At 74.2% G+C, this 11,712-nt stretch carries 10 protein-coding genes; 3 read left to right on the top strand and 7 right to left on the bottom strand.

The window, feature by feature from the left end; translation table 11 throughout:
- Positions 1–52: 52 nt before the first annotated feature.
- The 5 genes from EQG70_RS05520 to EQG70_RS05500 form a co-directional block, all read right to left on the bottom strand.
- Positions 53–1,354 carry an Nramp family divalent metal transporter gene (locus EQG70_RS05520; protein WP_017834256.1) on the bottom strand — a complete coding sequence of 434 codons (1,302 nt, stop codon included), beginning with the start codon at positions 1,352–1,354 and terminating at the stop codon, positions 53–55.
- Between the two features lie 74 nt (positions 1,355–1,428).
- Positions 1,429–2,097, bottom strand: a complete 669-nt coding sequence (locus tag EQG70_RS05515; protein ID WP_017834257.1) for a response regulator transcription factor — start codon at positions 2,095–2,097, stop codon at positions 1,429–1,431.
- 9 nt (positions 2,098–2,106) lie between these two features.
- Entirely contained in the window at positions 2,107–3,711 is a 1,605-nt protein-coding gene (locus EQG70_RS05510; protein WP_109268134.1) for a sensor histidine kinase, read from the bottom strand.
- Between the two features lie 96 nt (positions 3,712–3,807).
- The gene (locus EQG70_RS05505) at positions 3,808–5,685 is read right to left on the bottom strand and encodes a DEAD/DEAH box helicase (RefSeq protein ID WP_035924945.1); all 1,878 of its coding nucleotides are present in this window, start codon (positions 5,683–5,685) and stop codon (positions 3,808–3,810) included.
- A gap of 241 nt (positions 5,686–5,926) precedes the next feature.
- The gene (locus EQG70_RS05500; protein ID WP_095651600.1) at positions 5,927–7,369 is read right to left on the bottom strand and encodes a DUF2079 domain-containing protein; all 1,443 of its coding nucleotides are present in this window, start codon (positions 7,367–7,369) and stop codon (positions 5,927–5,929) included.
- 56 nt (positions 7,370–7,425) lie between these two features.
- On the opposite strand from EQG70_RS05500, the gene EQG70_RS05495 reads away from it, so the two are divergent.
- Complete coding sequence (locus EQG70_RS05495) at positions 7,426–8,415, top strand: DNA-3-methyladenine glycosylase family protein (RefSeq protein WP_017834261.1); 990 nt, start codon at positions 7,426–7,428, stop codon at positions 8,413–8,415.
- 83 nt (positions 8,416–8,498) lie between these two features.
- On the top strand, positions 8,499–9,218 hold the full coding sequence (locus EQG70_RS05490) for a VIT1/CCC1 transporter family protein (protein ID WP_109221997.1): 720 nt from the start codon (positions 8,499–8,501) through the stop codon (positions 9,216–9,218).
- A gap of 116 nt (positions 9,219–9,334) precedes the next feature.
- On the opposite strand, the gene trxA is transcribed toward EQG70_RS05490, so the two are convergent.
- The gene (gene trxA, locus EQG70_RS05485; RefSeq protein ID WP_035924949.1) at positions 9,335–9,712 is read right to left on the bottom strand and encodes a thioredoxin; all 378 of its coding nucleotides are present in this window, start codon (positions 9,710–9,712) and stop codon (positions 9,335–9,337) included.
- A gap of 168 nt (positions 9,713–9,880) precedes the next feature.
- Here trxA and EQG70_RS05480 point away from each other — a divergent pair, with 168 nt between their 5' ends.
- The gene (locus EQG70_RS05480; protein WP_109243594.1) at positions 9,881–10,918 is read left to right on the top strand and encodes an LLM class flavin-dependent oxidoreductase; all 1,038 of its coding nucleotides are present in this window, start codon (positions 9,881–9,883) and stop codon (positions 10,916–10,918) included.
- A gap of 43 nt (positions 10,919–10,961) precedes the next feature.
- Here EQG70_RS05480 and EQG70_RS05475 read toward each other — a convergent pair whose 3' ends face one another.
- Entirely contained in the window at positions 10,962–11,648 is a 687-nt protein-coding gene (locus EQG70_RS05475) for a class F sortase (protein WP_109268135.1), read from the bottom strand.
- Between the last annotated feature and the right edge of the window lie 64 nt (positions 11,649–11,712).

The raw sequence follows: 11,712 nt of genomic DNA, 5'->3' as shown, positions 1-11,712 counted from the left end.
CCCGGAGGCCCCGGCGGGCCGGTCCGCCCGCGTGGACCGGCCGCGGGCCGGCTCAGCCGCCGAAGACCGGCGCGACCGCCTTGACCAGCTGCTGGCCGCCCAGGACGGCGAAGAGCAGGGCCGTGATGCCCAGGGCGATGTTGGTGTGGAGCTTGTTGGCCCACTCCTTCGGGATCCGGCTGCCGTTGAGCAGGCCCAGCAGCGTGAGGGCGAGGAACGGCATGAACAGCGAGCCGAGGACGCCGTAGGCCAGGATCAGGCCGATCGGCTGCCCCAGGGCGAAGAGGACCATGGGCGGGAACGTCAGCCACAGCACGTAGAAGCGGAAGTACTTGCCGCCCACCCGGGTGTCGGGGTGGCCGGACTCCTTGCCGCGGATGTTGCCCCAGAAGTCCGCGAACATGAGGGAGACGCCGTTCCAGACGCCGATGATCGAGGAGAAGGACGCGGCCCAGAAGCCGATGAGGAAGCCGGTGCCGACCACGTCGCCGTACTCCGCGCGCAGCACGGCGTAGAGGTCGAGCAGGCCCTCGTCACCGGAGCTGAGCGCCACCCCGGCGGAGCGGACCACCTCGGCGCCCACCACGAGCATGGCGATGACGAAGACCCCCGTCACGACGTAGGCCATGGAGTTGTCGATCCGCATGACGCGCATCCACTTGGGCGTGTACCACCCCTTCTCGCGCAGCCAGTAGCCGTAGGCCGCCAGCGTGATGGTGCCGCCCACGCCCCCGGCGAGCGCCAGCGTGTAGAGCACGCCGCCCTCCGGGATGACGGGCACCAGGCCCGTCAGCATCTCGGGGATGTTGGGGGCGGCGATGACCGCCAGCCCCACCACGGTGACGAACATCAGGCCGACCAGGGCGGCGGTGACCTTCTCGAAGAAGGAGTACTTCCCGAACCACACCATGACGAACCCGAGCAGCCCCATGATGATCGCCCAGGCCCACAGGGGCAGGACGGGGAACACCGCCGCGAGGGGCAGCGCCGCCGAGGACATCGCGGTGGCGCCGTAGACGAAGCCCCAGATCATGATGTACGGGCCGAAGTACCAGGTGGTCCACCGGCCCAGTGACCGCCAGCCCTCGAAGATCGTCCTGCCGGTGGCCAGGGTGAAGCGCCCGGCGCCCTCCACGAGGATGATCTTGAGGATCACGCCGAGGATCACCGCCCACAGCAGTCCGTACCCGTACCGGGACCCGGCGACCAGGGTGGCGACCATGTCGGCGGCGCCGACGCCCGTGGCGGCGACCACCAGGCCTGGGCCGACGATCTTCCACTTGGCGGGCGCCCCGCCGTCGTCGTCCGTGCGGGCGCGGTGGGCCGCGAAAGACTTCTCGTTCGCTTCGCTCATGCTGGTTCCTCGTCAGATCGGTCCGTCGGGTGGCCGGGGCCGTGCCCCGGATCACCCTACCGGGCCGGTGCCGATCAGAGCTTGGCGAGGCGGTAGCCGGCTCCGCGCACGGTGACGATGCGCTCCGCGCCGAGCTTGTTGCGCAGGTAGCGGACGTAGACGTCCACCACGTTGGACGAGCCGTCGAAGTCGTAGCCCCAGACCTTGTTCAGCAGCTGCTCGCGCGTGAGCACCTGACCGGGGCTCTCGAGGAACGCCCTGGCCATGGCGAACTCCCGGGCGGAGAGCTCGACCTGCCGGTCCTCGAGCACCGCGCACCGGGTCCCGACGTCGAGGGCGAGCCCGCCGTAGCGCAGCCCGTCGTCGGTCTGCTCGGCCACCGCGCGGTCCCGGAGCCGGGCCCGGACGCGCGCCAGCAGCTCCTGGAACCGGAACGGCTTCGCGAGGTAGTCGTCGGCCCCCTGCTCCAGCCCCGCGACGGTGTCCTCGACCGAGTCGCGGGCGGTGCACATGATCACGGGGATCGAGAAGCCCAGGGACCGCAGCACCGAGAGCACCTGGAAGCCGTCCATGCCCGGCAGACCCACGTCGAGGACGAGCAGGTCGAACTCCCCGGTGCTCGCGTAGTCGAGGGCGCTCGTGCCGTCCTCGACCACGGTGGTCGTGTAGCCCGCGGCGCGCAGGCCCTTCTGGATGAAGCGCGCGATGCGCTCCTCGTCCTCGGCGATGAGGATGCTGGCCATGGGGTGCCTCTACTTCCTGGAGGGTGCGGGGCTGAGGTCGGGACCGGGCACGGGGGCGGGAGGCACCGCTGCACCGGACCCGGCGGCACCGGCCGGGGGGACCGGGGCCGCGGCGGGCGGGGACTCCGGCAGCCGGAGCGTGAACGTGGCGCCGCGGCCGGGGCTCGACCGCAGCCCCACGGTCCCGCCGTGCCCGTGGGCGATGGCGGCCACGATCGCGAGGCCGAGCCCGGAGCCCTCCACGGTGCGCCCGGTCTCGGCCCGGCCGAAGCGCTCGAAGATCCGCTGCTGGTCCTCCGGGGCCACGCCCACGCCGGTGTCCCGGACCCACACCTCGAGGCTGCGCGCGGGGGCGTCCTCGCCGGGCGCGGCGGGCCCGGTGGCCCAGGCGGCGCCGAGGGCCACGAGGTCCCCGGGGGCGGAGAACTTCACCGCGTTGGCGGCGAGCTGCACGACCGCCTGGGTGAGCCGCTGCGCGTCGGCCACGACCTGCCCTTCGGCCCGCGCCTCGAGCTCCCAGCGCCGGTCCCCCAGCGCGCGCAGCCGGTCCATCGTGTCGTCCAGCCAGGCCGGGACGTCCACGGGGCCGGGGCGGATGAAGTCGGCACGCTGGGCCTTGGCGAGCAGCAGCAGGTCCTCCACGAGGCGGTTCATCCGCTCGATCTCGTCGAGGAGCATCGCCCGGGTCTCCGCGACGTCGGCGGGGTCGTGCTCGTCCATCAGCTCGAGGTTGCCGTGCAGGATGGTCAGGGGGGTGCGCAGCTCGTGCGCGGCGTCGTCGAGGAACTGGCGCTGCTGGACGAAGGCCGCCTCGATCCGGCTGAGCATGCCGTTGAAGTTCACGGCGAGCTGGCCCACGTCCGAGTCGTCCTGCGTGACGGGAACGCGTCGCCCCAGGTCGTCCGGGCTGATCTGCTCCGTGGCCCGGCGCAGGCGGGTGATCGGTGCGGTGACCCGGCCCACCAGGACGTAGGCCACCAGCCCCGCCACCACCGTCGTGAGGGCGGCGATGCCGAGGTAGCGCCACAGCGAGTCCAGCACGATCCGGCGCTGGGCGCTCATGTCGAAGCCGACCACGAGGTAGCCCTGGCGCGGGTCCTCGTCCAGGACCACCGAGATGACGCCGAGACGGAGCGTCCGGCCGTCCTGCTCGAGGTCGAAGACGACGGTCTGCCCGGGCCGGGCCCGCTCCACGGCCGCGGCGAGCGTGGCGGGGGCGTCGAGCTGGAACCGTGACCGGTCGGCGTGCTCGAACGCCGGCTCGCCGCCGACGAGCGCGAGGATGCTCTCGTGCTCCCCGGGCACCGTGGTGGTCATGAAGGTGTAGAAGAGCTGCGGCAGGTCCGTGAACGGCTCCTCGGCCGTGGCGTCCAGGTCCTCCGAGAGAGAGGCGTCCGGGCCGAGCGGTCCGCGCTGCGCGAGCCGCTGCAGCTCCCCCGCCTCCTGGACGATGTCCTGGCGCACGGACTCGTCGAGGTCCACCAGGCGCAGGTAGTGGGTGATCCCGCCCACGGCGAGGAGGGCGACCGCCAGGAAGGCGATGGTCGTGGCGAGCACCCGGCTGCGCACGGACCGCAGCTCCGTCCGCACCCTCTCCCACCGCGCGCCCGACATGCGCCCCAGCCTATCGACGGCACGTGAGAGGCAGATGAAGGAGGGACGGGCCGTGCGGCCCGTCCCTCCTCCCGGTCCGGGGTCCTGCCCCCGGGCTCAGTACTTCTTGCTGCGCGGCTTGCGGAACGGCTTCTCGCCGTCCCGGTCGCCCGCGGAGTACCCGGAGCGCTTGCCCTGGTAGCCGCCGCGGGAGTCGTCGCCCCGGGCGCCGCCGCCGCGGCGGGGGCGGTCCTGGTAGGAGGACGAGGTGCTGCGGGGCCGGGTCCGGCCGCCGGCACCCGGACCGCGGTCGGCCTCGAGCTGGATGAGCTCACCGTTGATGCGCGTGCGGGAGAGCCGGTCCAGGGTGGAGGCGGGCAGGTTCTCGGGCAGGCCCACGAGGGTGTGGGTCGAGCGGATGTCGATCGCCCCGATCTGCTCGCCGCTCAGCCCTCCCTCGTTGGTGAGGGCCCCCACCACGGAGCCCGGCGAGACGCGGTGCCGGTGGCCGACGGACATCCGGTAGGTGGCCATGCCCTTCTCGGTGCGCGGCTCGCGGCGCGGACGGTCGTCGCCGTCCCGCCCCGGACGGTCCCGGTCGCGGGTGCGCTGCACCGGCTCGGGCAGCTCCTCCACGAAGAAGGGCCGCCCGTCCTGGGCCATCACGGCGATCGCGGCGGCGATCTCCACGGCGTCGACGTCGTGCTCCGCCTGGTACTGCTCGACGAGCTCGCGGAACTGGCCGAGGTCCTCGGACTCCATGGTGTCCGTGATCTGCTGGGCGAACTTGTCCTTGCGGGTCTGGTTCACGTCCTCCGTGGAGGGCATGCGCATGAGCTCCACCGGCTGGCGGGTGGCCTTCTCGATCGCGCGCAGCAGGTACTTCTCCCGCGGGGTCATGAACAGGATCGCCTCGCCGGAGCGCCCGGCGCGGCCGGTGCGCCCGATCCGGTGCACGTAGGACTCGGTGTCGTGCGGGATGTCGTAGTTGACCACGAGCGAGATGCGCTCGACGTCGAGCCCGCGGGCCGCGACGTCCGTGGCCACGAGGACGTCGATCTTGCCCTCACGCAGGGCCTCGACCGTGCGCTCGCGCATGTTCTGCGGGATGTCGCCGTTGATCGCGGCGGCCGCGTAGCCGCGGGCCTTGAGCCGGTCGGCGACCTCCTCGGTGGCGGCCTTGGTGCGCACGAAGACGATGACGCCGTCGTAGTCCCCGACCTCGAGGATGCGGGTCATGGCCTCCATCTTGTGGGAGCCCATGACCTGCAGGTACCGCTGGCGGGTGTTGGTGCCCGTGGTGGTCTTGCCCTTGACGGCGATCTCCTGCGGGTCCCGCAGGTACTGCTTGGCGATCTTGCGGATCGCGGGGGGCATGGTCGCGGAGAACAGGGCGACCTGCTTCTCGACGGGCGTCTGCGAGAGGATCTGCTCGACGTCCTCGGCGAAGCCCATGCGCAGCATCTCGTCGGCCTCGTCGAGGACCACGTACTGCAGGTGGGACAGGTCCAGGGACCCCTTCTTGAGGTGGTCGATCACGCGACCGGGCGTGCCGACGACCACCTGGGCGCCGCGGCGCAGCCCGGCCAGCTGCGGACCGTAGGGGGAGCCGCCGTAGACCGGCAGGACGGTGAAGTCCTCGAGGTGGGTGGCGTAGGAGGAGAACGCCTCGCCGACCTGGAGGGCGAGCTCGCGGGTCGGGGCGAGCACCAGGACCTGGGTGTCGCGGGAGACGCCGTTGACGTCGGAGAGCTCGGCGAGCCGGGACAGCGCGGGCACGGCGAAGGCCGCGGTCTTGCCGGTGCCGGTCTGGGCCAGGCCCACCACGTCCTTGCCCTGCAGCAGCACCGGGATGGTGGCGGCCTGGATGGGCGTGGGGTTCTCGTAGCCGACCTCGTCCAGGGTGGCGAGCACCCGGGAGTCGATGCCGAGCTCGGCGAAGGTGATGGTGTGCTCCTCGGCGGTGCCGGGGGTGCTGGGGGTGTCGACGGTCATGGAGAAGTGCCTCGTTATCTGTGCGGGTGGCGGCCCGGGAGCATGCCCAGGGGCGTCGGCCACGGTCGTGGTGTCCGGACGTCCCTGCCAACCACTTGGAGCCCCGCACGGGGCGGGAGCGTCGGACTCGGCGCGGCACGGGCCGCGGCCGAACACGATGCGCGGACGGCATCGCGTTGCACGAGAAAGTGAGGGAGTGACCGGATTCGGTCCGTCCAGTCTAGCGCACGCGACGGCGCGGTCAGCCCCGGCGGCGCACCAGCACGAGGTGCTTCTCGTCACGCACCTCGGTGTAGCCGGCGCCGTAGCGCTGCCGGGCCCAGCCGGCCACGTCCCCCGGCGGGTTCCCGCCCCACGCGGCCCCGAGCCGGTCGACCACCACGTAGTCGGGGGCGGGATCGCCCTCCGACCCCAGCCAGTGCACCTGCGCGCCGGGCACGAGGTGGTGCAGGAGGGTCAGGTCCGTGGCCACGCTCGCCCCCTCGGGGACGGCCGCGACGACCGCGGCCTTGGCGCCCGCCCGGGGGTCCGGACGGTAGGCGGCGGGGTCCACGAGGTCGGCCAGCGGGCGCCCCGGGACCAGCAGGAGCGCGACGACGAGCGCCAGTGCCGGCGCGGCCCGGGCGAGCCGCCGGAGGCGTCCGCCGCGCAGCCGCAGCACGGCGTCGAGCAGGGCGACGAAGACAATGGGCATGAGGACGGCGCTGTAGTGCCAGCCCGTGCCCCAGTAGCCGTGGTTCGGCGAGAGCATCCGCCAGAGCAGCGTGGGCAGCGCCACGAGCGCCAGCGGCGAGCGCACGGCGACCACCACGCCCACCGCCAGCACGGCCAACCAGGTGAGCGCCTTCTGGCCCGGCAGCACCAGGGAGACCAGGGCCCCGGCGGGGTCGGCCGCCACCGCCGCGAGGTCCAGCCGGTCCGCGTACGCGAACCGGCCGTCCGGGCTCAGGGCGGGCAGCACCACGGTCACCGCGAGCGCCGACCAGGCCGCGCCCCACGCGGCGAGGGCGAGCCCGAGCGCCACCGGGCGCCGGTCCCCGTCCGCCTCGCGGTGCGCCCGCCAGGCGAGCACCAGGCCGAGCACCGCGACCGTGACGCCCAGGTCCTCCTTGACGAACGCGACGGGGGCGGCCCACAGCGCGGCCGCAGTCCACCGCCGCTCCACCAGGCAGCCGAGGGCGAGGACCAGCAGCGGCAGGGCGAAGGCCACCTCGTGGAACTGCACCGCGACGGCGGCCTGCAGCCCGAAGCTGATCCCGTAGGCGAGCCCCAGGGCCGCGCCCGGGCCCGGGCCCAGCGCCCGGACCGCGAAGCCCGTCAGTGCCCCCGCGGAGACGGCCACGAGGACGTCCTGGACCACGAGGAGGGTCAGCGCGGACGGGAACAGCGCGTAGACCGGCCCCAGCAGCACCAGGATCGGGTGGAAGTGGTCGCCCAGCAGGTTCGCGCCGTGGCCCTTGATGTGCACGACCGGGCCGTCCCCGGCGGCGTAGGACTTGGCGAGCTGGGTGAAGATCCCCAGGTCCCAGGACGGGACCTCCCAGCGGTGCCACTGGAGCAGGGACCACCACACGTACAGGACGAGCACGAGGAGCCCCACGCCCAGCGGCACCAGCCGCGCCCGCCCGGTCAGCGGCGCGGGACGGGCCGGCGGGGCGGCGCGGCGGAGCGCGGTGGCGGGCATGGCCTCCTCGGTGGCGGGGGGGGGGCGCCGTCGGACAGGACTGCCATCATGGTCTCATGGCCGTCACCGCTCCCCCGCCCGCCCGCCGGCTCCCGGTGGCCCCGGACGCCGAGCTCGTGTGGGACCCCGAGGGCGCGCTGCACCTGGGCCAGACGCTCGGCGTGCTGGGCCGCGGCAGCGCCGATCCCCTGGTCCGGGTCGCGGCGCCCGACGCCGTGTGGGTCACCGCCCGGACGCCGGCGGGCCCGGTCACGGCGCTGTTCTCCCGCACCGGCGCCGGCCGGCCCCTGCAGCGGCCCGTGCGCGTGCGCGCGTGGGGACCGGGCGCCGAGCAGTTCCTGCTGGAGGCCCCGCGCTGGGCGGGCGCGGAGGACGCGTGGGAGCGGTTCGAGGCCTCGGACGCCTTCGGCGCGCTCCCCCACCGGCTGCGCGTCGCCCGGCACCACCACCCGGGGCTGCGGCTGCCCTCGACCGGCCGGGTGCTGGACCGCGCCGTGCTCTCGGTGCTCGAGCAGCGAGTCACCGTCCGCGAGGCCGTGGCGGCCCACCGGCAGCTCGTCCGGCGCCACGGCGAGCCCGCCCCCGGTCCGGCGCCGGAGGGAATGCGGATCGCCCCGACCGCCGAGGCGTGGTGCCGGGTGCCCGTGTGGGAGTGGCACCGGGCGGGGGTCGACGGCGCCCGGGCCGCCACCGTCCGCCGCGTGGCCGGACGGGCCGCCGCCCTGGAGCGCCTGGGCCGGGCCCCGCTGGACGCCGAGCTGCACCGGGGGCTGCGCTCGATCCCCGGCCTGGGGCCCTGGACGGTCGCGGAGATCGTCCAGTGCACGCACGGGGACCCGGACTCGGTCAGCGTCTTCGACTTCCACCTCGCGGACACCGTGTGCTGGTTCTTCGACCGGCGTCCCGGCGACGACCGCCGGATGCTGGAGCTGCTGGAGCCGTGGCGGGGCGACCGGCAGCGGGTCGTGCGCCTGCTGCGGGCCTCCGGCTTCCGCAAGCCCTCGTTCGCTCCGCGGCTGCACCCGGAGGACCACCGGCGCCGGTGAGCGCCGGTGGCCCTCCGGCGCGTGCCGGTGAGGACATCCTGTCCTTGCTGGCACGGCCGCACCGGCGGGCGTTCAATGGAGCCATGACCACCGAACACGTGATCCAGGAGCCCCACGGCGTGGGCTACACCGAGCGGATGAACAAGCTGCGGGCCGGGGTGCTGGGCGCCAACGACGGCATCGTCTCGGTCGCCGCGACGGTCGTCGGCGTCGCGGGCGCCACCGCCAGCTCGAGCGCGATCCTCACCGCGGGCGCCGCCGCGCTCGTGGGCGGGGCCCTGTCCATGGCCCTGGGCGAGTACGTCTCCGTCTCCAGCCAGTCGGACTCGCACCGGGCCCTGATCGAGAAGGAGGAGCGGGAGCTCGCCGAGATGCCCGAGGCGGAGCTGCAGGAGCTCGCCGAGATCTACCAGGCCAAGGGACTCTCCGAGGACACCGCACGGCGGGTCGCGGAGGAGCTGACCGAGCACGACGCCCTGGCCGCGCACCTCGACGCCGAGCTCAACATCGACGCGGAGGACATCGTCAGCCCCTGGAACGCGGCGGTCGCCTCCGCGCTGTCCTTCCTGCTCGGCGCCCTGCTGCCCCTCCTGGCGATCCTGCTGCCGCCGGAGGAGTGGCGGCTCCCCGTGACGTTCGTCGCCGTGCTCGCGGCGCTCGCCCTGACCGGCTGGCTCGGGGCCCGTCTCGGGGGTACGCCGCAGACAGGTCGCGCGGCCCTGCGCGTCGTCGTCGGCGGCGCCCTCGCCCTCGTCGCCACGTTCGCCGTGGGCTCCCTGCTCGGCGTCACGGGCCTCGTCTGAGCTGCCCCGGCACCCCCGGTGCCCCCGCGCCCGGGGGGCACCGGGCGGTCCGGGCACGACGACGCCGGGCCCCGCCTCACGGAGAGGCGGGGCCCGGCGCGGTGGTGCGGGAGGGGTCAGGCGTTGGGCGCGTCCTGGGACTGCTTGGCGACCTCGGCGCGGACCTCTTCCATGTCGAGGCCCTTGACGGCGTCGATGACCTGGTCGAGGGCGGAGGCGGGCAGGGCGCCCGGCTGGGAGAAGACCAGGATGCCCTCGCGGAAGGCCATGAGCGTGGGGATCGACGAGATCTGGGCCGACGCGGCGAGCATCTGCTGCTCCTCGGTGTCGACCTTCCCGAAGACGATGTCCTCGTGCTTCTCCGAGGCGGCCTCGTAGGTCGGTGCGAACTGCTTGCAGGGTCCGCACCACTCGGCCCACCAGTCGAGCAGGACGATGTCGTTCTCGGCGATGGTCTGGCCCAGGGTGTCCTGGGTGATGTCAACAGTAGCCATGCCCTCCAGCGTAGAGGCAGAGCCGGCCGGGGGCACAGGATTTCACTGCCGGCTCAAGACCGCACCGCCGGCGCGCACTAGACTGGGCGTCCGGGCCGGGCCTCCGGCGCGGGCTCCGGGACCGGGACGCCGGTCCGGGGACAGACCCCGTGCACGCCGAGGTGCGCCATGAACTTCGAGATCGGCATCTTCTCGCTGGGCGAGGTGGTCCCGGACCCCGTGACGGGCACCCGGCCCGACAGCCGCCAGCGCCTGCGGGACATCATCGAGCAGGCCGAGGCCGCGGAGCGCGCCGGGCTCACCGTGATCGGCGTCGGGGAGAACCACGGGACGGACGTGGTGGCGGCCTCCCCCGTGGTGCTGCTCTCCGCCATCGCCGGCCGCACCCACCTCCTGCGGCTCACCACGGCCGTCTCCGTGCTCACGGCCGGGGACCCGGTGCGGCTCTACGAGCAGATCGCCATGCTGGACAACATCTCCGGCGGCCGGGCCGAGCTGATCGTGGGCCGCGGCGCCTCGCAGCGCGTGCTGCGCGCCCTCGGGCTGGAGCAGCAGGACCACGACGCCCTGTTCGAGGAGAAGCTGCGCCGGCTCCTCACGCTGCGGGAGACCAGTCCCCCGACCTTCGCCGGTCCGCTCGCCCGGGACGGCGTCGAGCTCGAGCTCGAGCCGCGCCCGCTGCAACCGTGCCTGCCGATCTGGCTGGGCAGCTCCGGCACGCCGGCCTCCGTGGCCCGCGCCGGCGCCCTCGGGCTGCCCCTCGCCCTGTTGCGCACCCACGGTCCCTTCGCCGGGGCGGTGCCCGTCGTCGCGGCCTACCGGCGGGCCCTCGAGGCGTCCGGCCGGGACGTCGGCACCCCGGTGGGCCTGAACGTGCCGGGCTTCGTCGCGCGCACCCCGGCGCAGGCCCGGGAGCTCAGCCACCCCTACTTCGCGGCGGGGGCCCGCAGCCACGGGCCTGTCGGGCCGGCGGATCCCCGCTGGTCCCGGGAGGAGTACGACCGGGAGTGCGGCCCGGACGGGACCCTCGTGGTGGGGGACGTGGACGAGGTGGTCGCCAAGATCGTGGCGCAGCAGCGCGCGCTCGGCCACCAGCGCCTCCTGCTCCGGATGGACGCGGGAGGCGTCCCGCACCACCTGGTGCTCGAGTCGATCACGCTGCTGGGCGCCGAGGTGGTGCCGCGGGTCCGCGCCGCCCTCAGCTGACGCCCGGTGCCGGGACCCGGAGCTCGGGGCCGGGGACTCCGGCTCAGGCCGGCGCGGGGGACGCCGTGAGCACCACGTTCTTCCCCCAGAGGTCCTCGGTGTAGCAGCTGACGATGACCAGCCGGTCCGGGACGATGCGCCAGATGTCGCTGTCCTTCAGGGTGTTCTTGTCGTGGGTGACCACCGAGTCCACCACGTACTCCAGCGTCCCGGACCCGGTCTCCAGCTCGATCTCGCTGCCCACGAGCCCGGGATCGCTCAGCCGGTTGAACGGGGCGTCCCGGTCCTCCCAGCTGTGGCCGGTGATGTACGTGGTGTTCTCCGAGCCCTCGCCGGGCATGCCGTACGGGGTGAGCCAGTAGCCGTCCAGGGTGTCCGGCGGGATTAGCAGCTCCGTGGCCAGCTCCTGCTCGCTCGGCGTCAGCGGCAGGACGGTCACGTCGAACCGGGCGTCCTCGACGGTCAGCCGCACGGGGGCCGCCGCCGCCGGCCGGTCGGCGGCGGGCGCTGCGACGGACGGCGTCCGCGTGGCCGCCGCGCTCGGAGGCATCACCGAGGATGCCTCCACCGGCGCGGTGGCCGTCGGGGCCGGGGAGCCGGTGTCCTCCGCGCCCCAGGGGCCGGTCAGCAGGACCGCGGACAGGGCGGCCACGGCGCCGAGACCGCCGACGGCGGCCCAGCGCGTGCCCGCACGACGGCGCGGCGCGGTCTGCTGCTCGGGTGCGTCCATGCTGGCGTCCTCCGGGGGTCGGCTCGGGAAATGGCTGCGCCCTGGTGCCGCGCGAGCGCGGCAC

This window comes from Kocuria rosea (genome assembly GCF_006094695.1).
Taxonomy (GTDB): Bacteria; Actinomycetota; Actinomycetes; order Actinomycetales; family Micrococcaceae; genus Kocuria; species Kocuria rosea.
This window is presented reverse-complemented; position numbering and strand designations above follow the sequence as displayed.